The organism is Phocaeicola acetigenes (assembly GCF_027529745.1).
GTDB lineage: Bacteria > Bacteroidota > Bacteroidia > Bacteroidales > Bacteroidaceae > Phocaeicola > Phocaeicola acetigenes.
The window spans coordinates 489,541-513,218 of record NZ_JAPZVM010000001.1 but is presented as its reverse complement, the minus strand read 5'-3'; the positions used below and the strand labels follow the sequence as shown (position 1 = coordinate 513,218).

Here is a 23,678-nt window from a genome sequence, read left to right as displayed (position 1 = left end):
CGTTTTCTTATAATTCAATTTTTTGTCCCGCATAAAAGTTCAGCAATGTACGATTTAGTATGGCCATGTATTTGGCTTGTACCTGTTGTTGCTGTGCACTAAGCAAATTATTCTTTTCTGTAAGCAATTCTACTGTATTTTTCATTCCCAGGGTAAACTGTTCGTTGACCATGTCGAAACTTGTCGTACAACTCTTCAGCTTGTCATTTGCTGCAAGGTATTGCTGTTGTGCGTTGAGTGCATCCAGCCAAAGACTCTGGATTGTGCTGTACAATTCTTTTTGTTTGTTTGTCAACTCCAGCTGACTGTTGCTATATTGTATACGTGCCTTTTGTAAATTACTTTTATTTTGTCGGTTGTCGAAAATGGGAATACTCAAATTGATTCCTATCATGTTGTTCCATCCGTACTTCATTTGTTGTGCCCAGTTATTGGTACTGGCACTATTGGTTGTACTGGAGGTCGAAGCCGATAAACTGATGGTAGGCATGTATCCGGATTTAGCACTGGCAATATTCAGTTTGGCATTTTCAATGCTGTATTTGCTGCTTTGGATTTCCGGACGTGTGCTTAAGGCTGTCTGATATACGTCTTCTTGAGCCGGAAGGAGGCGGACGACTTGTTCTTCATTTACTTTGGGTAAAGCCAAATTCATCTCCTCTGTTCCTTCCAGTTCCAACAACTGTTTCAATTGTAGCTTGTAGTTACGTAAGGAACTTTCGGCATAAACAACTTGATATTTGTCGTTGCTTATTTGAGCCTCCAGTTGGGCTAAATCAGCTTTTGAAATACTACCTTCCGTAAAAAGCTCTTTTCCGCGGGCATAAGTAGCTTCGCTTACTTCCAATGTGTTTTTGTTAATGGCTACGGATTCATCGGCATAAAGAATCTGAATAAACAGTTTGGCAATCTCTTCTTGCAGCATATTCTCTGTTTCAGCGATGCTCAGTTCTGCTATTTTCAAATTGGTCTTTTGTTGTTTGATGTTATTCAATCGCTTACCGCCATTCCACAAAGTCCATTGTGCGTTTAAGCTATAATTACCGTTATATGTATTTTTGTTGTCACTACTGATGATTTCTGTTCCACTTACCGTGTTGCTGTTTTCTTGATATGGCCGGTTGATCAGATTATGACCAGTGGTAAATGAAAGGCTGGGAAAGAGTTCAGCTTTTGCTTTCTTTACATCAATCTCAGTTTCCTGCATCGTCAGTATATTCTGCTGCAATTGGATATTTTTTTCAAGTGCATATTCCAAGCAGTCGTTTAATGTCCATGTTTTTTGCTCTTGAGCAAAAAGGGGCGTAGCGGCAGAGAAGAGCCAGACTAAAAAGAAAGTTTTTTGTTTCATTACTTTATTTATTTGCATCTGTTGTTTATACATGTTTTGTATAAATTCTTTTTTGTCCTATCATCTGTATATTGCTATCATGGAAAGGACTGTCGTTTATTTTTACTGATACAAAGGTAGAAACTGCAATTTTTACATAAAAATAAAGTAGCTTCTCGGGCAATTTACGAGGATGAATCTTTGTTTTTTATCGATAAAAGACTTTACTTTGTAATAATTGTAAAAATAGAATATGATTAAAAAGAATATAATTAATATCTGGAAGTTTTATAGAGATGGTTTTTCCCAGATGACATTGGGCAAGACATTGTGGATGATTATCCTCATAAAACTTTTTATAATGTTCTTTGTCCTTAAATTGTTTTTCTTTCCCTCTTTTCTGGGAGGAAAGACCGAAAAAGAAAAGCAAAACTATGTAGGAACTGAATTGATAGAACGTGCAATAGATTATTAACCTTAATAAATAAATTTATGTTAGAAAGTATTGATACCTCGATGATTGACTGGTCGAGAGCCCAGTTTGCTTTGACAGCAATGTATCATTGGTTGTTTGTACCACTTACATTGGGATTAGCAGTGATAATGGGTATTATGGAAACATTGTATTTCATTACCGATAATGAATTTTGGAAGCGAACTGCAAAATTTTGGATGAAACTGTTTGGTATTAATTTTGCTATTGGTGTGGCTACAGGACTCATTCTGGAGTTTCAGTTTGGTACCAACTGGAGTAATTATTCCTGGTTTGTAGGAGATATATTTGGAGCTCCCTTGGCTATTGAAGGTATTGTAGCCTTTTTTATGGAGGCTACTTTTATTGCCGTCATGTTCTTCGGATGGAATAAAGTAAGTAAACGTTTTCATTTGGCTTCTACTTGGCTGACAGGTATAGGAGCGACTTTTTCTGCCTGGTGGATTTTGGTAGCCAATTCGTGGATGCAGTATCCGGTAGGGATGGAGTTCAATCCTGAAACCGTACGTAATGAAATGGTGAATTTTGCAGCTGTAGCCTTTTCACCGGTAGCGGTAATGAAGTTTTTGCATACTGTATTGAGCAGTTGGATGGTAGGAGCAGTTTTCGTGATTGCTGTCAGTGCTTGGTTCTTATTGCGTAAGAGAGAGAAAGAGTTTGCTTTGGCAAGTATTAAGATAGCAGCAGGAGTAGGTCTGTTTGCATCACTTGTTACAGCCTTTACTGGCGATAAATCGGCTTATCAGGTAGCTCAGTTGCAACCGATGAAACTGGCTGCAATGGAGGGATTATATGAGGGTGGTTCACACGAACCGCTTACTGTTGTAGGAAGTCTTAAAATTCCCGGTATGTTGTCTTTACTTGCTACTCATGATACAGATGGTTTTGTTCCCGGTATCAATGATTTGTTGCAAGGAGGATATACACAACCCAATGGAGAGAAAGCGCTGTCTGTAGAGGAAAAAATTAAGCGTGGGCAAAAGGCTATTACGGCATTAGGCAATTATCGGAAGGCCAAACAGGAGGGGGATAATGCTCAAATGCAGGAAGCCCGTAAGGTCCTGGATAAAAACATGAAATATTTTGGCTATGGATATATTAAAGATCCGAATACACTGGTTCCAAATGTGTGGCTGTCATTCTGGTCTTTTAGAGTGATGGTAGGCTTTGGAGTCTATTTTATAGGCCTGTTTGCTTTGATTCTGATTGTTGCATGGAAACATAAACTGTCTCAGTTAAGATGGTTGCACTGGATTTCTCTTTGGAGCCTTCCGTTTGCTTATTTGGCCAGTCAGGCAGGATGGATTGTAGCAGAAGTAGGCCGTCAGCCATGGGCTATTCAGGATATGCTTCCGGTAAATGCCGCTATATCAAAACTGGAAACAGGTTCGGTGCAGACTACATTCTTTATTTTCCTTGTGATGTTTACGGTTCTGCTTATTGCCGAAATAAATATCATGCTGAAAGCAATAAAAAAAGGACCTGAGGAAGCATAAATTCATCATTGTTTATTTATTATTTGATATAAGATTATGGATTCAACCTATATTTTTCTACAGCATTACTGGTGGTTTTTAGTGTCCCTGCTGGGTGCGTTGCTGGTATTTTTATTATTTGTTCAGGGAGGTAATTCTCTGCTGTTCCGTTTAACTCATACAGAGGAAGAACGTACACTGATGATTAATTCTACCGGTCGTAAATGGGAGTTTACATTTACTACACTGGTTACTTTTGGAGGAGCTTTTTTTGCTTCTTTCCCATTGTTCTATAGTACAAGTTTCGGAGGAGCCTATTGGTTGTGGATGATTATCCTTTTTAGTTTTGTATTACAGGCAGTATCTTATGAATTCCAGTCAAAGTTAGGCAACCTCTTAGGCAAACGGACTTATCAGTATTTTTTAGTTATCAATGGTATTGTAGGACCAATATTGCTGGGAGCTGCAGTTGCTACTTTCTTCAACGGCTCTAATTTTATTATCGATAAAGGAAATATGACTGATGAGATGATGCCGGTAATTAGCCGTTGGGCGAATGGATGGCATGGTCTGGATGCTTTTACCGATCCGTGGAATATTGTGCTGGGATTTGCTGTTTTCTTCCTTGCCCGTCTGTTAGGAAATCTCTATTTTATCAATAATATTCGCTGTGAGGCATTGATTGCCCGTTGCCGTCGGCAACTCATAACCGATGCTGTTCCTTTTCTCTTCTTTTTCCTTGCTTTTGTAATACGCACTTTGCTTAAAGATGGTTTTGCTGTAAATCCAGAAACGCAGGAGATAGTGATGGAACCTTTCAAATATTTCCATAATTTGCTGGCTATGCCTTATCTGCTTGTTCTGTTTTTAGTGGGAGTTGCAGGAGTCTTGTATGGCCTGGTGAAAAGCATTTTCTGTACTTCGTATACCAAGGGAATTTGGGCTGCAGGAATAGGCACCGTATTTACAGTACTTGCCTTATTGCTGGTTGTAGGATATAACAATACGGCTTATTATCCTTCTACAGCCGATATGCAGAGCTCGTTGACATTGGCAAACAGCTGTTCCAGTCAGTTTACTTTGCATGTGATGGCCTATGTTTCTATTCTCGTTCCTTTTGTCCTTGCATATATCGTATATGCATGGCGTGCCATCGATAGGAAGCCGATTACTTCCGAAGAATTGAAAGAAGACGACCATTCTTATTAAGAAATACTTAAAGCTGTTTTATGAAAGAATCCGGATTCCACGGTTTGAAACAAACTGGAATCCGGATTCTTTTTATAAAGGAAATGTGATTGTGATTCTGCATCCTTCTCCTGTTGCAGTATCTAAGAGGAAAGTTCCTTTCAGTTCATCAATTCGTTTTTTGACCAATTGAAGTCCTACTCCTTTTCTCTTTTTCTGCGGATCGAACCCTTTACCATTGTCACTTATCTTCAATTTTATGTGCGTTTGGCCTGCTTCTAGCTCAATCGTAGCTGCAGAAGCCGATGCATATTTAATGATGTTTCCGGAAAGTTCCTGTACCATTCTGTAAACTACAAGTGATATTTTTTCCGTGACTTTATTTAGCTCCTGTTCATTCGTCAGTATTAGTTCGAAATTACAGTTTCCTCTTACGTTGAGGTTGTAGATGTGCGCTTTTAAAATCTCTGTCAGTGTAACTTGTCTGAATATGGGAGGCATCAAGTCGTGCGAAATGGTTCGTACTTCTTTTTGAAGTTTCTGTAATTGTTGTATTGCCTCTTCGCTTTTGTCTGGCTGTAGTTTCATAAGCATACTTATTCCCAACAGTTCATTGGCCACATTGTTATGCAGTTCTTTAGCCAGTCGTTCCCGTTCCGCTTCAATTCCTTTAAAATAAGAGTCAATCACATGCGAGTGCATTTCTTTTTCCGTTTTCTCCAGTTCCTGTTCTTTCTGTTGGATACGGATATGCAGATCTGCCGCTTCCTTTTCTTTCCGGATTCGTTTCATGCGCTGGTAAAGAGTAATCATACACAGTATAATAATCATCAATGCACTTCCTACTATAGCCAGTATCCATTTTTGTCTGGCCAGTCTCATTGAGGCTATTTCCAGTTCTTTTTCAGTAGTCTGGTAGCGTGCATAGAATTCGTTCATCTGTATGTTTGCCTTCTCCTGGTACAAAGAGTCCTGCATGCTGGCAGCTTTCTTCTTGTATTTCAGTGCAGTCTGATAATCTTCTGTACCTTTTTCCAGTGCCAGCGATATCATGTTGTATATGTAAGGAGAACTTTCTGTCAACTCCTTTTGCTCATCCAGTTTTACAAAGCGTTGGGCATAAAAAGCTGCTTCCCTGTAATTTTTTCTATGCATCAGCAGGGCAACTTTAGACGCATAAAACAATTCTCCCCGTACAAACTGGTGAGTTTCTGCCAGACTATCTACTTTGTTCAGGTAGTATTCACAAGAGTCGGGCATACCCAGCATATCATAATCGCTTGCCAAAGTCTGGCAAAGACTACCTTGATAATGGAACGATTCGCTGACAAGTGGAAGAGCCATTCTTAATGTATCAGCCGATTCCCTGAACATTCCGGCTGCATGCAGATAAAGTCCTAAATTGCAGAGCAGTTTGCCATATGTCGCTTTCTCGGCTGTACCTTCCGCATCTTTCAGTGCATGTCTTGCAAATTTAATGGCAGCCGTTTTCTTTCCCCATTTATGATACATGGCGGCCAGATTCGTATATACATAAAGACGGTTGTGTTTATTCTCTACCAGTTCATAGATATCCAAAGCTTTGGTAAAATAATTCAGAGCATCGGGATATTGTTTCTTCTTGATATAAAATACCGCCATCTGGCTATAAGCATCGAGCAGGCGTAATGTATCTTTGGCTTCGATTGAGGCTTCTATTGTTTCCTTTGTATAATGATAGGCGGAGTCGGCTATTCCATATACACTGTATGCATATGCCATATTCTGACATTCTTCTCCCCATTTTCCTCTACTCCCTTTGTGGAGACGGTTCAGGAACATTGCCTTCCGTGTGTAGTAAATCAGTGAATCAATTTGATCCTGCTCGCCGAAAGAAGTTGCAATATTATTCAGGGCAACTTCTTGCAAACCGTATTCGTGAGTATTCCGAAGTAGTTTTAAGGCTCTTCTGTTTTCGTCCTGATAGGATTGAAATTCTCCTTTCTGGTAAAATAAATCAGAACCGTATATTACAGCTTTCCCCCATTCTATAGAGTCCCTGTTCTTTTGTGCCAGCTTTTTGGCATGTTCGGTTGCAGTACGCAATAATGTGGGGTTTTTACGTGCCGTATAAAGATATTCGGCCAACTTGTTCCATGTCTCTGCCTGTTGTGTTTCTGTTGCTTTCCTATACAGTTCTTCGGTGTTTTGTGCCGGAGCTGTATGGATGCAAGACAAACCTATGCAGCATGTGCATAAGAGATATTTAGCGATGTTCATATAAGTTGTCTGTCTTCATTAGTAGTATGAAACAAAATTAGCATATTTATGCGAATTTGCAATTGAAGAATCTGCTCCTGTTATTAATTTTATAGTATATGGGAACATTATCTCATTGTAAGGGACTTATTTCCCTGAAAGCGATTAAAAAAGAAAGCTCTGAAATGATTCTGCAATTGAATCATTTCAGAGCTTTTATAGTATCGTTGAATAATTACGAATTCATGCTCATAAGGAACTCTTCGTTGTCTTTTGTCTTTTCCAGACGGTCTTTTACGAAGTCCATTGCTTCTATCGGATTCATATCCGACAAATATTTGCGGAGAATCCACATACGGTCCAGTGTAGTCTTGTCCAGCAGCAGATCATCGCGGCGTGTGCTTGATGCGATTATGTTGACAGCCGGGAAGATACGCTTGTTACTCAAGTTGCGGTCGAGCTGGAGTTCCATATTACCTGTACCCTTGAACTCTTCAAAGATTACTTCGTCCATCTTCGAACCGGTATCAATCAAGGCAGTTGCAATGATGGTAAGCGAACCACCTCCTTCGATATTACGGGCTGCTCCGAAGAAACGTTTCGGTTTATGCAGTGCATTGGCATCCACACCACCCGAAAGTACTTTACCCGATGCCGGAGATACCGTATTGTATGCACGTGCCAGACGAGTGATAGAGTCGAGGAAAATTACCACATCGTGTCCGCATTCCACCATACGTTTTGCTTTTTCCAGTACGATACCTGCAATTTTTACGTGACGTTCTGCCGGTTCATCGAAAGTAGAAGCGATTACTTCTGCATTGACGCTGCGTGCCATGTCGGTTACTTCTTCCGGGCGTTCGTCAATCAGCAACATAATCATATAGACTTCCGGATGATTGGCTGCGATGGCATTGGCAATATCCTTCATCAGGATGGTCTTACCGGTTTTAGGCTGCGCTACGATTAAGGCACGCTGTCCTTTTCCGATAGGAGAGAACAAATCCACTACACGGGCAGATAAGTTGTCGTTATATCCTTTGCAAAGTTTGAATTTTTCTTCAGGGAACAACGGAGTCAGATGATCGAACGGGATACGGTCGCGCACCAGGTTCGGATCCAGTCCGTTAATAGTAAATACCTTTACCAGCGGGAAGTATTTTTCTCCTTCTTTAGGCGGACGGATTGTTCCTTCTACCACATCGCCGGTTTTCAGACCGAACAGTTTGATTTGTGATTGAGAAACATAAATGTCATCGGGAGAAGAAAGGTAGTTGTAGTCCGAGGAACGGAGGAATCCATATCCGTCGGGCATAATTTCCAATACTCCGGTACCTTTCAGCACGTCATCAAATTCATAAGGCTTTTCTACCGGTTTTGCAGGTGCTGGTTCTACAGCAACAGGAGCGTTGGTTGCCTGTGCCTGTTGTGGGGCAGCAGCTTGTGGCTGTCCTTGTTGTGGACGGTTGGCCGGAAGGTTACGGTTGTTGTTATATCGTTGTTGGCGAGGTTGGAATTTACCGGCCGGTTTATTTTCTTTTTCTTTGTTTTCTTTTTCCTGAGGAGCAGGAGCCGGAGTTTCCATTTTTGTGGCTTCAAATTTGCCAAGTAATTCAGAAGGTAATTCAAATTTTTCAGAAGGAAGATCTTCTATTGGAATAAAATCATTTCCATCAGAAAGATTCAGAGGAGGAAGTTCGTCTTCTTCCTTTATCATAACCGGAATTTCGGTTGTTTTTTTCTGTGCAGCTTCTTTCTCCAGAGTCGATTTATTTTTGCTGCCAGGTTTGCGTCCCCTTTTTGCTTTTGGTTTTTCGGTTGTGGCAGTTGCTGTATCAGGAGTTGTTTCCGGAGTAGAAGTAGTAGTTATGCTTGGAGCAGGAATATCATCTTTGAACAAGGGAGCCGGAGTAGGAAGGGGAGGAGTGTTTGCTTCCAGTTTTTGTGCTTTGTCTTTTGTCGCTGTATATACTTTATCTCCTTCTTTTTTTACGCTGATGCGTGAACGCTTGCGCGGCTGACGTTCCTCGTTGTTTTTATTGGCTGCGGCTTTTTGAGTAGCACCGACAATAGCCTGTTCGTCCAAAATGCGGTAAACTAATTCTTCCTTGCGGAGAGAACTGGTTTTCTTCAATCCCAACTCTTTGGCGATTTCTTGCAATTCAGACAAATCTTTGTCGTTTAATTGAATGATGTTATACATAATAATATATGTGTGTAATGAATTTAGGTAATACCTCAAGGCATAACGAATGGTTTTGGCAGAAACTTTGTTCTGTCTTAATTATACCGGGGAGGTAGTTACGAGTTTTTTTTAATGATTGTTATTCGTTGATTTATTTGGAAGTAAAAGATATGGTAAAAAGACATTATCAGGCCTTTCTGTATCTTCACATTTACAAAAGTAGTGTTTTTTTATCATATATGCTAATAAAAACGACTTTTTTTGTGTCGGTAGATAATAATTGAGATAATTGTCGTAATTTAGCCGATGAAATCTTATTAATAAACAAATATCAGAGTATGAAAAAGGTTATTTTTACAGAGAAAGCTCCTGCTGCTATTGGTCCATATAGCCAGGCTATCGAAGCAAATGGAATGGTTTTTGTTTCAGGTCAGCTCCCAGTTGATCCGGCTACAGGAGAATTCGCTCCGGGTGGGGTTACTGAACAGACTACACAGTCTTTCGAAAACATCAAAAATATATTGGCTGCTGCCGGACTGACTACTGCAAATATTGTGAAAACTACTGTTTTCCTGGCAGATATGTCTTTGTTCGCTGAAATGAATGCTGTATATGCTAAATATTTCGATGGAGATTTTCCTGCACGTTCTGCAGTTGCTGTAAAGGCATTGCCGAAAAATGCATTGGTAGAAATTGAATGTATTGCTGTAAAATAATTTAAAGGCATACATACATCGTATTTTTGATAGAAAAGAATAAGGGCAGGAAGAGTGACTTCCTGCCTTTTTTATGCTTTGGGAATGGCGTATACTGTGTAAAATGGCCCTTTGACAGATTGTTTATGAAACGGGCAGATATCTGTCTGAATGTTGGATAATGGCTTGTTTGGCTGACTGCATTTTGGGGAGAAACCTTCGTTCACGAAGGGAAAAAGCTTCTTCTGATAGTGAAAATCGTCTCTATTATATGTTGTATGGCAGGATTTTGACTGTTCAAATAAGAAAATACAACGGGTATCGGAGGCAAATGATACAGGTATTGTGGGCTTACGCGACTAGTCACGCAAGCTTTTGTGACCAGTCGCGTAAGTTCCTTTTTCATAAAGCTCTTTTCTTTTTATAGTTTATTGCTTTTATATACATATATTAACTAATTCTTTTGGTTTTTCAATAGAAAACGAGATGAATTTTTCTTTGTTAAAACGGCATGAAAATAACGCTTTCTGTGTCAATATAAATATGTGGAGGAGAAACGGAGTAGTATATGCTGCAAATAAGTCTGTTTCCCTTTCTTTATGTATTTTCTGTATCATTAAAAACACTCTTCTTTTTGTTCGCTTCCCTATCAGACTCCAAATATGGCCGTGTAGAAGCCTCTGATTTGACATTTTGTAAAAGTACTTTCAGTAAAAATGAAAAGGTATATTCGTTTACATTTTGTCAGATAAAGAAGTTCGGGAGATATACTTTTTTCTTTGAGTTTTTTTCTTGTTTTTGTAACTTTGTATCAAATCGAATATATGGAACTGATTTATTTATATCATAGCGGATTTGCCTTGCTGGGAGAAAACTTTACTGTAGTACTCGATTATTTTGAAGATTCCGACGGTGCTACGGAAGGTATTCTTCACAGAGAACTGCTTCACCGTCCCGGACGCTTTTATGTATTGTCCAGCCATTTTCATGCCGACCATTTCAATAAGGAAGTTTTAAAGTGGCGTGAAACTCGTCCGGATATTGTATATATTTTCTCCAAAGATATTTTGCGCAGAAGACGTGCGGCAGCCGATGATGCCTTGTGGCTTAAAAAAGGTGATGAGTATCACGACGAAACGATACATGTGCAGGCGTGTGGTTCGACCGATGTAGGCATATCTTTTCTGATTGAAGCAGAAGAGAAGAAAGTATTTCATGCAGGCGATTTGAACAACTGGCATTGGATGGACGAAAGTACCGAGGCGGAATGGAAAGGTTACGAGAAAAACTATCTGCACGAGCTGGAGTATATCCGTCGCTATACAACAGAAGTGGACGTCGCTATGTTTCCGGTCGATCCCCGTCTGGGCAGGGAATATATGCGGGGACCGCGTCAGTTTGTGGAACAGATAAAAACATCTATCTTTGTACCGATGCACTTCGATGAAGCTTATGAGGCTGCAACGGCCTTTGCACCAGTAGCCGAAGCGAATGGAACAGCAATGATCAGGCTTTATCGGAGAGGGCAGCAAGAACATATTGACTAATTTCAAAAATAAGATAAGAATATGAAAGTAAAAGGACGATTCGACCATTTTAATATTAATGTGACAAACTTGGATAAAAGTATCCAGTTTTATCAGACTGCATTGGGGCTGCATGAGTCACACCGTAAGGAAGCATCCGACGGTTCGTTTATTCTGGTTTATCTGGCAGACGACCATTCTAATTTCCTGTTGGAACTGACCTGGTTGCGCGATCACACTGAAGCATATGAGTTAGGAGAAAACGAAAGCCACTTGTGCCTCCGTGTAGAAGGAGATTATGATGAAGTACGTAAATTCCACAAAGAAATGGGATGCGTATGCTTCGAAAACGAAAAGATGGGTCTTTATTTTATCAACGACCCGGACGATTACTGGATTGAAATCCTTCCTGTAAAATAAGGCAGTCTTTATATGCTGCATACAGATTCTCTTCAATAAAAACTGGTAAAACTTTAATCGATAAGTATGATGAAATATATTGCTCCCGGTTCTTGGTTCTCATTGGAGTACCCCGCAGATTGGCGTGAGTTTGAAGATACCGAAGATAGTTTTTTGTTCTACAATCCGGATAAGTGGACGGGAAATTTCCGTATCTCTGCTTACCGGGGAGAAAGCCGTAATTATGCCAAAGAGTGCATTGAATATGAAATGGCACAAAATGCAGGTGCAAAGCGAGTGACTGTAGGAAGTTGGGACTGTGCTTATCTGATAGAAAGCTTTCAGGAGGAAGGAGCATGGTATACTTCACACATTTGGGTGACCGGTAAAGGAGAAATTTCAATAGAGTGCTCTTTTACGGTAGCAAAGGAAGACAGTCCGAAGCCGGCAGAGGAGATAATCCGTACACTTCATGTACGTACAGCCGGAGAGAAACCCGCTAAGGAAGTAATTCCGGTGCGCGTGCTGGAAATCAACGAGATAAACGAAGCTTACGAATGGGCTGTAAGCACCATCAAGAAGCAGTTGTCGAAAGATTTTACTTCGGTAGAAGCCGATGTAGACAGCATCCAGAAAGTGATGGATAGCGGACGCTTCAACAAAAACCAGCGTCAGGCATGGGAAAGCTTGGGCGTAGCATTTGGAGCCATACTGATTAATGAAATGGATGGCATGGACTGGGTAACCGTTGTAGATGGTGCCAAAGAATATCCGGCCTTGCGCTTTGCCGATACTCAGGTAATGGTAGACCCTTCTGCTCTGATATGGAATAAGGTGAAGAACGGACAGGAATGTAATCTTCGTGCAGAGTATGCCCGCATCAAAGAAGAGGTAGAATCGGTATTGTAATGATATAACATTGAATTATGGTTCCTTATTTACAAGTAGAAGACTTGACAAAGTCTTTCGGCGACTTGGTTTTGTTTCATCAGATCTCCTTTGGCATAGCGCAGGGACAGCGCATCGGGCTGATTGCAAAAAACGGAAGCGGAAAGACTACATTATTGAATATACTGTCGGGAAAAGAAGGATACGACGAAGGAAAAATTACCTTCCGCCGCGATTTGCGTGTAGGCTATCTGGAACAAAGCCCGAACTATCCTGAGGATTTGACAGTGCTCGAGGCTTGCTTTTATCATGGAAACAGTACGGTGGAACTGATAAAGGAGTACGAACGCTGTATGGAAACGCCGGGCAATCCGGGACTGGAAGATTTGCTGGGACGGATGGAGCACGAAAAGGCTTGGGATTATGAACGTCGTGCCAAACAGATTCTTTCGCAGTTGAAGATTCGTGATTTCGGACAGAAAATCAAGCATCTTTCCGGCGGACAGCTGAAGCGTGTGGCTTTGGCCAATGTGCTGATTACCGAACCGGATTTGCTGATTCTGGATGAGCCGACCAACCATCTGGACCTTGATATGACAGAGTGGCTGGAAGAGTATCTGAACCGGGGTACACTGAGTTTGCTGATGGTGACACACGACCGTTATTTCCTCGACCGCGTATGTTCCGAAATTATCGAGATAGACAACAAACAGATTTATTCCTATAAAGGAAATTACAGTTATTATCTGGAAAAGCGTCAGGAGCGTATCGAAGCTACCAATGCCGAGATTGCACGGGCCAATAATCTGTATCGTACGGAACTGGAGTGGATGCGTCGTATGCCGCAGGCACGTGGGCATAAGGCCCGTTATCGTGAAGAAGCCTTTTACGAACTGGAAAAGGTGGCTAAACAGCGTACGTACGATTCTAATGTAAAGCTGGATGTAAAAGCATCATATATTGGCTCGAAAATATTCGAAGCCGATCATCTGTACAAGAGTTTTGGCGATTTAAAGATTCTGAATGATTTCTCCTACATCTTTGCACGCTATGAAAAGATGGGTATTGTGGGAAATAACGGTACCGGGAAGTCTACATTCATCAAGATTCTGATGGGGCTGGAAAAACCGGATAGTGGTACCTTGGATATCGGAGAAACCGTTCGCTTCGGATATTATTCTCAGGATGGGCTTCAGTTCAACGAGCAGATGAAGGTGATTGATGTGATTACCGATATTGCAGAAGTCATCGAACTGGGAAATGGAAAACGTCTGACCGCATCGCAGTTCTTGCAGCATTTTCTGTTTACTCCCGAGACGCAGCACAGTTATGTGTATAAGTTGAGTGGGGGAGAGCGCCGTCGCTTGTATCTGTGTACAGTGCTGATGAAGAATCCGAACTTCCTGGTTCTCGACGAGCCTACCAACGACCTGGATATCGTGACACTTCAAGTGCTTGAAGAGTACTTGCAGAGTTTCAAGGGATGCGTGATTGTGGTGAGTCACGACCGCTATTTCATGGATAAGGTGGTAGATCATTTGCTGGTGTTCAAGGGACAGGGTGATATCCGCGATTTCCCCGGAAATTATTCGGATTACCGTGACTGGAAACTGGCTAAGGCTGAGCACGACAAGGAAGAGGCTAAACCGAAGGAAGAGAAAACTCAGCGTGTGCGTCTGAACGACAAGCGTCGGATGACATTTAAGGAAAAGAAAGAGTTCGAACAGCTGGAAAAGGATATTGCTGCACTTGAGGCCGAAAAGACGCAGATAGAAGAAGCTTTATGCAGTGGTACGCTGAGCGTAGACGAACTGACTGAAAAATCGAAACGCTTGCCCGCGCTGAATGACGAACTGGATGAGAAAACCATGCGTTGGCTCGAACTGAGTGAGATAGAAGGGTAGGATTCTTAAACATATCCTTAAAATAAAAGAGAAGGATTCTGAAGCATTTGCTGCTATCGGAATCCTTCTCTTTTTTATATGTGGTTGGCTTATGCTATGAAGCTGTTTTTATTCTTCATCCCATACCAGGTATGCTGATACCAGCCAGTGATTCATTTCGTCGCCGTTGATAGGCTGTGCCTTAGGTATGCTGACCGTAAAGGTATGTTTGCCGGCTTTAAGGTCGGGCAAAGCAATTTCTTCCGGAGCTACATCACTACCCGGACACCAGTTGGAACGAGATAAATCCGATGAAGCCAATGGCTCTTCTACTTCCTTGGTCTTGTATCCATCCTCGCTGATGTAAGCTGCCAGACGTTTGATTAACCATACACCTGTAGCCGGGTTGAATCGGCGGAAAGATGCACAATCGTCTCTCCAGGGGATGAAGCTGAACACTTCAGTACCGTCTATGGAGAGTATATTCTTTTTCTGTACAAACTCATCGCCACCAGAGTGTCCTCCATGACCTGTCACGATGTATTTCAATCGTACGTTCTTTGCATTTTTCGGCAATACAAAGTCGGTCGATACCGATTTGCGTGCAAAGATGTCGGGGTAAGACTGACCGATGTAGTACACGGTATTCATCAGTGGTTCTACATGGCGGCGCACCAGCTTGTCGCAACTGATAGTACTTTCCTTAAAGTTCAGTTCCATGCTTGCTACATAGCCTTCCGGAGTCCATGTATCGATGAAGATACCCACATATACTTCACCTTCCAAAGCAGAATACAAGTCGGTGATATCCTGTTCCCATTGTACTTGTTTTTCCCATTTCGGGATGTATACCGGGCGGCGTTTGCTCGATAATGAGTCGTCGTTCTGGCTGTAATGTCCTACACCAAACGGAGTCATGAAGCGCATCAATTCGATAGTAGGCAGGTAGTTTTTACCAGGTACGATACCCACAAGGTTTTCCAGTTTGGTGCTGTCTATAGCCGGAAACTTTTGTTTGCCTTGTGCAATGCTCATCAGGTTGATGGCCGATTTCTTTGGCAATACAAAGCAAGATCCTGATTTGTCCCAGCGGTCACCGTTGGAAGCGACTGTCAGTTTCAGGCTGACTGTTACATCTCTCTGATAAGATGGAATCTGGATTTTCTTTAAGATGATACGTCCGTTTACCAGATGGATGATGCCATTATTGTCTGCTTCAGAGAAATTGGCATAAGTGTCCGGAAGAAAACGTACGTTAGCCTTGTTGAATACCTGCAAATTGAGATTTCCTTTGGCAGGTAGTTCTTTATGGTTGGCTGCATTTGCTGTCAGTGTGAACAGCAGAGAAAAAAGAATAAAGATTGTTCTCATGTTTGTTTAAGTTCTTATGCTTTCAGGTTAATAAATTTCGAGCTCTTAAGTTTATGTGTATAGGCAACAATAAACTTAAGAGCCCAAAATCAGATTTTATTTTTGTGCTGTAATCGGTTCGCGGGTAAACTTGCTCAGATTATCTACTACATAGCGGACATTCTCTTCCGGTACACTGATGGCAATACGGAAGGTGTGGGTAGTAGCTTCTACTGTAATTTCAGCTCCTTCAGACAGTCCTTTCAGTTCTTCGTCGGTCAGGAAGAAACTTTCTTTTTCACGCAAGTATCTCTTTTCTTTGGCGTAGAAGTCTTGCTGTGCATAGAACATCGCCCACAAAAGTTTGTATGTAGCCATGTGGTATGGATACTTGAACTCGTCAGTTCCTTGTCCTACAGTTTTGTCGGACAGATACAGGAATCCCCAGCGGTCTGGCATGTGCATGTCAATCTTTCCGGTAGGCATCCATACCCAGTTTTCTTCACGTTGTCCGGGTTTGAGCCACTGTACACGTGAGAAGTTGATGCGCCAGTAATTGCCGGCTACTCCAGGATTGGAGAAGTTTACAGTCAGTGCCTTATGAGGAATAGCCATTTCTACACTCCACTGTTTGTCTTTGTCTTTCGACTTGTTGAGTGTTCCTTCGCGATGTACGGCCAGTTTCAATCCCGGGCAATCCCATTGTACCAGGAAGTTTCCTCCCGAGCGGTAAGGTTTGTCCAGCATCAAATCGAAGATTACTCCTTTGGCATTGTTTTCAATTTCAAAGTAGTTTTGTCCGTCACCGTCCGGATCGAGGAAAACTTCGAAATCGTTGTCGTAATAGATGATTGTATCGCGCTGGCTCAGTTTTGCTTTGATATCATCTTCCTGCAAGGTTGCTGCTACGTACAAATAGTTGTCGTCCCACAACATTTTAGCAGATGTATCGTAGCAAGGTTTCGGGAAGCCTTCTCCACTGATGTCTACAAATGTAGCGGTAGCTTCTGCTTTCTGCCAGTCTGCTTCATTCAGTTTTCCGTCTATTTTCAACTTTCCTTCTGTACGGTAGCATACATAGCCGGCAGGCAATGTCAAGACACGTTCGTACTTCGAAAATAAATTCTGTGCTCCAACCTGTGTGAAAGCAGCCAGAGCAAGTAAACTGCATACAAATTGTTTTCTCATGTGTTTATTGATGGTTTAGTTACTTTCAATTACTTTACCGGCACCTCTGTACAGTTTTATAGGTCCATCCAGCAAGACTGCTACAACTGTAATCTGTGGGTCGAGTACTCGTTCTGGTACATCAATGTAGAGGTTTCCTGGTACTTCACTCCAATAGTTCTTGTTGTATACTTTGTAGTTTAGCATGTTGCCGCTTCCTACTACCCATACTCGGTTTACCTTGTTCATCAGACCTTTTACTTCGATAGGACCGTTAGGTTTGTAAGGCAAATAGAGATACAGGATATCTCCTGATTTGCTTAATGTGGTATATCCCTGGAAATGTTCGTTAGGTATACCGGCTTTGGTTTCGTAAATGGCTTCTTTGTGTTTTTTTGTCCAGCGTCCGAATTCCTTCAGAATGGCAATCTGCTCTTCTGGCAGTGTTCCGTCTTCTTTCGGAGCCATATCAAGCAGCAGGTTGCCTCCCATACTCAGACAGTCTACAAATGTACGCAACAATATGTATGGCGATTTGTAGTTGGTATCTGTGTGCTGATATCCCCATGAGTCATTCATAGTCATGCAGAGTTCCCAGTATTTGTCTTCCGGACGAACTACCGGAACACCCTGTTCGGGAGTAGCATAGTCGCCGTATCCCTGAATACGGGAGTTGATAATTACGTTCTTATTATCAGAACGGAGCAGGTCGACAATACCTTTGGAGTTCCAGGCTTCGGCTGTTTGTTCCCAGTCACCGTCGAACCAATACAAATCAGGTTTCCAGGTTTTGTTCAACTCTTTGAGCTGTGCCATGTTGAAATCAACAAAACGCTGCCAGCGTGCCGGATCGTCTTTGTATCGTACTTCTGTACGGGTTTTGTTTGGATAATCGGGATGTGACCAGTCTAGCAACGAGTAATAGAAACCTAATTTAAGGTCGTGTTTGCGTACTTCTTTTACAAACGGCTCGATCAAGTCGCGCTTGGCTGGTGTACTTTTTACAGTACTTAGATTTCCAGCTTTTGTATCCCAAAGTGCTACACCATCATGATGTTTAGTTGTAATGACTGTATAGCGTGCACCGCTTTCTTTTATTAAATCTACCCATGCTTTAGGATCGTATTTTGAAGCAGTAAAACCTTCCTTTTGATTCATATATTCTTCGTACGGCAAGTACTTGTTGAAGAAGGACCAACTTTCAGAAACTCCGTTTACTGCATAAATTCCCCAATGAATGAAAATTCCGAGTTTGGCATCTGCAAACCATTCCATTCGTTTTTCTTTTTGCTCATCTTGCATTTCGCTTGCTTTCTGCTGTCCCATAATGGGAGAAGTAGCGCAGCTTAATGCAGCAAGCAGCGTCACAACTTGTTTTTTGATCATGTTATTAGAAGATTTATAAAAATAAAGTATACCTACAATATATATGCAAATATAGTAATTTTTGCAATAAGGACAAGACTCTTGTCGGATGGTATATTTTATAAACTGTCTGAAAAAGAAAAAAGGCATGCCTCGAAAGACATGCCTTTTAGAGACTATAATAGCTTTTATAAAGTTATTATTGATTTGCACCCATTGACCACCAAAGCGGAGTCATTGTGTTGTCTTTTCCACCCAGCAATTCTACTGCATGGTTGTATGCAGCTTCGTCAGATGTCAACAGTGATTGAGGATATCTCATACGCTGTGGATAGTATTTCCAAGACTGTCCAGACTGCCATGAGTTGTTTTTCCATTCAGTCATATCCGAGCCTGTCATCACAGTTGCTTCGTTTGCTGTCATATCGAAGAACGGAAGACCCAGACGACGATGGTCTGACCATGCTTCCTGTACCAAGTAAGGCATCTGTGCCAGATATTTCTGAGTAATAATCTTAGTCAGTTTGTCATTCAACTTATGGCCTTTGTACAGAATCTTAGATGCATCAGGATAATTGTATGTACCAGATTTTTCTGCATTGTTGTTGTATCCGTCTTTGTAAGTGGTAGCGAATGAAGACGGTTCTGCAGTATGGTCGTAACTTACAGAAGTACCTACACGGTTGTATCTTTCTGATGCAAGATAGTCTGTAGCATATTCCGAAATACCGAAGTAGTCGAAGCTGGCGCGTACTCCGGCTTCATAAGCAGCTTTGTCACCCATATCGGTACTCCAGTTGCGAAGAGCAGCTTCTGCAACGAGGAAGTAAGATTCCCATGCGCCGAAGAATACTACACGTCCTAATCCTTCTTCACCACCTGTACAGTATTCTTTACCCCACAACGGATAGCAAGAGCGGATACCACTTCCAGTTGTAATCAATCTGTTCTTAGACAGAGTAGGTGACCAACTTGTAGAAGAACCGGTAGGAACTCCGTTCCAAGTATACGAACCTTTGACTTTGATAGTTTGTTTGCCTTCATCATCCAAAAGCAGTTCACTGCCTTCTGGGTTGATGGATGTTCCTTTTCTGTCTGAAGGAATTGCATTTTCTGCATCGTTGTCGTTTACAATCCAGAACATTTTCAAAGCACGAGGATCCAAGTATTCTGGAATACCATCCAACCAGTACTGTTTTGCAGGATCGTCTGTATTACCAACAAAATGCTTGTCGTAACGGATACCCATGTAATTGTTAGCTTTCGTATAAGCTTTCAAATCCGGACGTTGTGTTTCTACTTTAATGTCACCGAAGTTGTTCATCAAGTTAGCCATTGTAACAGACAAAGCCTGCAAGTTCCATGTACGGGTATAAGGGCTGGTGTAATCATTCCATCCGTTATCAGATTTGAACCACAACATATCTGCCTGGTCTTTGATGTAGTTACCGTCTTTACAAGCTTCTTCGAAATGCTTTTGTGCATCGTTAGCTCTGTTTGTATTAGTCAGACGCATTGCATAACGCATACGAAGTGAGTTAGCCAATTTAACCCATTTGCTTGCAACGAAACCGTATGCAGGGTCGCATTTTGCCTGGTCTTCTGTCGGGTTGATAGAAGTGTCAATTGCTTTAGCTGCAGCTTGCAGTTCAGACAATATAAAGAAATATGTTTCTTCTACTGAGTTGAATGTCGGGTTTTCTCCTTGTGCAGCATTCAAAGGATAAGGACCGAATGAATCTGCAAACTGTGCGATTACCATTGCACGCCAAATACGGCTGAATTGCTCTACATTTTTGTAGAATGGTTCTGTCTCGGCGCGTTTAGCTGCTTCGTTGATGGCAGTAGTTACATAAGTAATAGTAGAAGCCAGACAAGGATAATAGAAATTTGTCATATAGGAGTCATCATATAGACCCACAGACAACATTCCGGCTTCACCAAAAGTACGAGCTGCATCTCCCCAGTTCAAGTAGTAGACACGTTCGCCTGTACTTGGGTCCATCTGAATTTTACCGATAGCATTGTTCAGAAAGTATTCAGGCAAAGTAGACTCAATAGGAGTCTTGGTCGGGTCTGTATTGATATCTTCGAAGTCTGAGCATGCTGTAAAACTACTCAATAATCCGAGACCTAAGAATAATTTATTGATTGTCTTCATTTTCTTTAATTGATAGAATTAGAAACCAAGAGTAACATTAAATAAATAAGAGCGTGAAGTAGGTGATGCACCGAATTCAAAACCTGTGGCATTGGTGTTTGCAACCATTACAGATTCAGGATCGATACCTTCCATATCGCTGTAAATCATCCATACGTTGTTTACAGATACCCCCAATTTTACCTGCTGGAAACAAGTTTTCTTCAGCATTTCGCGTGGGAAGCTGTAGTTAAGAGCAACGTTACGCAAGCGGAAGTTTGTTCCATCATAAATGTTGGCTTCTGCAATACCTTGGTTACCGGTACCAATACCTTGTGACCAGTACTGCTGCGGAGTGACAGCTACATTATTTACTGTGTAACCGCCTTTTCCGTCAGGGATAACACCATCCAATACAAATTGGTCACGACTGCCGTTCGGTGCAGTTACTTCTGCACGACCGCTTACCTGCAACATATAGTTAGTATATGAGTAGATATCGCCACCGATACGTCCATCAAATTGGAAACTGAAACTAAAGTTCTTGTAATTTAATGTGTTGACCCATCCCAACATGCAGTCTGGCTGTTGGTCACCGATTTTGCGTTTTTCTCCGTCTGTTGTAGGAAGTCCTGCTTCGTTCAGAATCAGTTTACCATAATAAGGGCTGTTTTCATCTGTTACGCGAGCAAAAGTTGTACCCCAGATTTCACCGTAGTTTCCTCCTGCTACTGCATATACTTTCAATTCTTCAGCACCACCCAATTCATATTTTGGTATACCAGGACCTAAATCTAAGATTTTGTTGTTGTTCTTAGAGAAGTTGATTTGAGTATCCCAGCTGAAATCTGCTGTCTCTATCGGGCGAGCATAAACCATCAATTCGACACCAGTATTCTGAATGTTTCCGGCATTGATAATCTTCTTTGCGTAACCTGACATCTCGTTCATAGGAATCTTCATCAACTGACGTTTTGCATTTGACTTATACCATGCCAAGTCGAATCCTAAACGGTTGTTCAAGAATTTCATTTCCAAACCTGCTTCCCAAGAAGAAATTAATTCGCTGCGTACTGTTGCATCGTATTTTGTATCACCTGGTTTGGCAGTAGTGTTACCCCACTGGTCTGAACCGATTTCATAAGAATCGTACAACTGATATGGATCCATGTCATTACCTACCTGTGCGAAAGAAGCACGAGCTTTTGCATAAGTAACCCATTCAGGCAATGGCTTGTTCATTTTGTTCAACATATCAGTAATTACCCATGACAATGAAACTGACGGGTAGAAGAATGAACGGTTTTCTTTTGCCAATGTAGAAGACCAGTCATTACGGAATGTTGCATCTAAGAAAATCCAACCATCGTAGTTGAAACCTACAGTACCATACAGAGAGTTAATTTTTCTATGGTTATAGGTTTCAGTAACAGTACGGTCTGATTTGCTACTATTGTTGATGCTGAACAAGTTAGGAACAGTCAGTTTAGATGCAAAGTTCTTCAATCCAGTAGACTTTCTTTCCATTAAGTTACCACCAAATGTAGCATTTACACCTATCTTGTCAATCAGGTTGTCTTTCTGAGCTGTAAACAAGAAACTGAAGTTGTTTTCGTAGAAGCGTTGTTCATTCAAACCATAGCTACTGTTTCCGTTGTTCAATGTGCTGGCACCTGCATAAGTTTTTTCTGTAGATTCTGTAAAGTACATATCGCTACCGGCACGTACTTCTGCATTCAACCATTCTGTAATCTTATACTTCAATGATGCATTGATCATGAAACGGCTACGGGTATCTTCGTTTTGTTTGTATTGTTCCAGCCAGTAAGGGTTCAGACCTGTTGGAGACCACCAGTACATCTTTCCATCTTCGTTCAAAGGATTACTATAATCTTTGATATTGATAGATGAAGGAAGTTTGTAAATGGTCAAGAATGCATTGGAGTCTGTATTACCAATTAAAGGACGGTTTTGAGCTGTATTGTTGATATACTGGATTTTTCCGTCGAAGTTCCAGCGGTCGTCTTTTCCAAAAGTTGAAGAAGCACGTAATGTAAAGTTAGTACGGCTTAACTCTGCACCTGGGATTTTGCTGGAATCATCCATGCGGGTGGCTGATGCATATACTGCAGTCTTATCAAACTGTTGCTGGAATGAAACACTTTCTGTAAAGTTAGTACCAGTTTTAAAGTAAGCATCAATGTTGTCATAATACTGCATTGTGCGTTTCTGACCGTTGAAGTCATATTCTGTTCCCATTGCAGGACCCCAGCTGTCTCCACTTTCTCCATTATAAACGCCGTCTCTACCTTGACCGAATGAAGTCTGCATATTCGGTTTCATGAAGATGGTTTCAGCAGATACAGATGCAGAGATCGTTACACCAAGACCTTCACGCTTGCTACCTTTCTTGGTTGTAATCAAGATTACACCGTTACCAGCACGTGAACCATAAAGAGCAGCTGCAGATGCACCTTTCAGTACAGACATTGATTCGATATCTTCAGGGTTGATATCAGACAAACCGTTACCCATGTCCAAGCCCACATTGTAAAAACCATCGCCACCGTCTGAACCTGTAAAGTTATCCATAGGAACACCATCGACTACAATCAATGGCTGGTTCAAGCCAGTAACAGAGTTTGCACCACGCAACTGGATTTTAGAAGAACCGCCAGGACCGTTACTTGAACGTGTAATCTGTACACCGGCAATTTTACCAGAAAGTGCATTGGCAATATTGGTTTCGCGTGATGCTACCAATGATTCACCTTTTACTTCCTGCATAGCGTAACCCAACGCTTTCTTTTCGCGTTTGATACCCAATGCAGTTACTACTACCTCATCCAATACCTCTGTGTCTTCAGTAAGAGTAATAACACCCAAATCTGCTTTTGGTGCCAATTGCTGAGATTTGTAACCGATGTATGAAAGCTCCAATTTGGATTTTTCGCTTACAGACAAAGTGAACTTTCCATCAAAGTCTGTAATAGTACCGTTTGTGGTACCCATTTCAAGGATACTTACACCGATAAGGGGTTCCCCTGTTGCATCGACTACTGTTCCCTGAACAGTAATTTTACCTGTTTGCTGTAAGGCAAATACTTCAGGTGCATTCTCGGATGCAGCCATTACTGTACCGCAACCGGAAGCCATCATTAATAAAAATACTTGTGAAAATCTTTTAATTTTCATAGGTTGACATTTTGTTATTAGGGTTAAGATATATTTATCGTTTCCGTTAGTATTGTAAGATTAAACTTATTAAATGGTCATATATGTCTCTTTTATAATTAGTTATATTTGTTTGTGTGTTTAGCTTTTTACTTATTCTTTAGTAAAAATATGAAATAGTT

The 23,678-nt window shown here is 41.3% G+C and carries 15 protein-coding genes and 1 pseudogene; 8 read left to right on the top strand and 8 right to left on the bottom strand.

What is annotated here, in order from left to right; genetic code table 11:
* Positions 1–7: 7 nt before the first annotated feature.
* Positions 8–1,351, bottom strand: coding sequence for a TolC family protein (locus tag O6P32_RS02215; protein WP_178265832.1), 1,344 nt, complete (start codon positions 1,349–1,351; stop codon positions 8–10).
* A gap of 232 nt (positions 1,352–1,583) precedes the next feature.
* Between O6P32_RS02215 and O6P32_RS02210 the strand changes: the two genes are divergently transcribed.
* The 3 genes from O6P32_RS02210 to O6P32_RS02200 are packed head-to-tail and all read left to right on the top strand — an operon-like array spanning position 1,584 to position 4,507.
* Positions 1,584–1,805, top strand: a complete 222-nt coding sequence (locus O6P32_RS02210) for a DUF4492 domain-containing protein (protein WP_178265831.1) — start codon at positions 1,584–1,586, stop codon at positions 1,803–1,805.
* Between the two features lie 17 nt (positions 1,806–1,822).
* The gene (locus O6P32_RS02205) at positions 1,823–3,319 is read left to right on the top strand and encodes a cytochrome ubiquinol oxidase subunit I (RefSeq protein WP_178265830.1); all 1,497 of its coding nucleotides are present in this window, start codon (positions 1,823–1,825) and stop codon (positions 3,317–3,319) included.
* A gap of 36 nt (positions 3,320–3,355) precedes the next feature.
* Positions 3,356–4,507, top strand: a complete 1,152-nt coding sequence (locus O6P32_RS02200) for a cytochrome d ubiquinol oxidase subunit II (RefSeq protein WP_269876540.1) — start codon at positions 3,356–3,358, stop codon at positions 4,505–4,507.
* 72 nt (positions 4,508–4,579) lie between these two features.
* Here O6P32_RS02200 and O6P32_RS02195 read toward each other — a convergent pair whose 3' ends face one another.
* Together O6P32_RS02195 and rho are read right to left on the bottom strand one after the other, a co-directional pair.
* Complete coding sequence (locus O6P32_RS02195) at positions 4,580–6,745, bottom strand: tetratricopeptide repeat-containing sensor histidine kinase (protein ID WP_269876539.1); 2,166 nt, start codon at positions 6,743–6,745, stop codon at positions 4,580–4,582.
* A 214-nt stretch (positions 6,746–6,959) separates the two neighbouring features.
* Positions 6,960–8,927 carry a transcription termination factor Rho gene (rho, locus tag O6P32_RS02190; RefSeq protein ID WP_269876538.1) on the bottom strand — a complete coding sequence of 656 codons (1,968 nt, stop codon included), beginning with the start codon at positions 8,925–8,927 and terminating at the stop codon, positions 6,960–6,962.
* Positions 8,928–9,247: 320 nt separating this feature from the next.
* On the opposite strand from rho, the gene O6P32_RS02185 reads away from it, so the two are divergent.
* From O6P32_RS02185 to O6P32_RS02165, 5 genes are all read left to right on the top strand, one after another.
* On the top strand, positions 9,248–9,625 hold the full coding sequence (locus O6P32_RS02185; protein ID WP_178265826.1) for a RidA family protein: 378 nt from the start codon (positions 9,248–9,250) through the stop codon (positions 9,623–9,625).
* An 803-nt stretch (positions 9,626–10,428) separates the two neighbouring features.
* Positions 10,429–11,151: an MBL fold metallo-hydrolase gene (locus O6P32_RS02180; protein ID WP_269876536.1), complete on the top strand. Its 723-nt coding sequence runs from the start codon at positions 10,429–10,431 to the stop codon at positions 11,149–11,151.
* A 21-nt stretch (positions 11,152–11,172) separates the two neighbouring features.
* Positions 11,173–11,550 (top strand): VOC family protein, encoded by a 378-nt coding sequence (locus O6P32_RS02175; RefSeq protein WP_178265824.1) that lies wholly within the window; start codon positions 11,173–11,175, stop codon positions 11,548–11,550.
* A 69-nt stretch (positions 11,551–11,619) separates the two neighbouring features.
* Complete coding sequence (locus O6P32_RS02170) at positions 11,620–12,438, top strand: DUF3805 domain-containing protein (RefSeq protein ID WP_269876644.1); 819 nt, start codon at positions 11,620–11,622, stop codon at positions 12,436–12,438.
* A 17-nt stretch (positions 12,439–12,455) separates the two neighbouring features.
* On the top strand, positions 12,456–14,321 hold the full coding sequence (locus O6P32_RS02165; protein WP_269876534.1) for an ABC-F family ATP-binding cassette domain-containing protein: 1,866 nt from the start codon (positions 12,456–12,458) through the stop codon (positions 14,319–14,321).
* Positions 14,322–14,429: 108 nt separating this feature from the next.
* Here O6P32_RS02165 and O6P32_RS02160 read toward each other — a convergent pair whose 3' ends face one another.
* The 5 genes and pseudogenes from O6P32_RS02160 to O6P32_RS02140 form a co-directional block, all read right to left on the bottom strand.
* On the bottom strand, positions 14,430–15,671 hold the full coding sequence (locus O6P32_RS02160; protein WP_269876533.1) for a PNGase F N-terminal domain-containing protein: 1,242 nt from the start codon (positions 15,669–15,671) through the stop codon (positions 14,430–14,432).
* 99 nt (positions 15,672–15,770) lie between these two features.
* A pseudogene (locus O6P32_RS02155) lies at positions 15,771–16,838 on the bottom strand (carbohydrate-binding family 9-like protein); the annotation flags it as partial.
* Positions 16,839–16,853: 15 nt separating this feature from the next.
* Positions 16,854–18,143: an alpha-L-fucosidase gene (locus tag O6P32_RS02150; protein WP_269876642.1), complete on the bottom strand. Its 1,290-nt coding sequence runs from the start codon at positions 18,141–18,143 to the stop codon at positions 16,854–16,856.
* A 238-nt stretch (positions 18,144–18,381) separates the two neighbouring features.
* Entirely contained in the window at positions 18,382–20,343 is a 1,962-nt protein-coding gene (locus O6P32_RS02145; RefSeq protein WP_269876532.1) for a SusD/RagB family nutrient-binding outer membrane lipoprotein, read from the bottom strand.
* Between the two features lie 18 nt (positions 20,344–20,361).
* Positions 20,362–23,517: a SusC/RagA family TonB-linked outer membrane protein gene (locus O6P32_RS02140; RefSeq protein ID WP_408636029.1), complete on the bottom strand. Its 3,156-nt coding sequence runs from the start codon at positions 23,515–23,517 to the stop codon at positions 20,362–20,364.
* Positions 23,518–23,678: the final 161 nt, after the last annotated feature.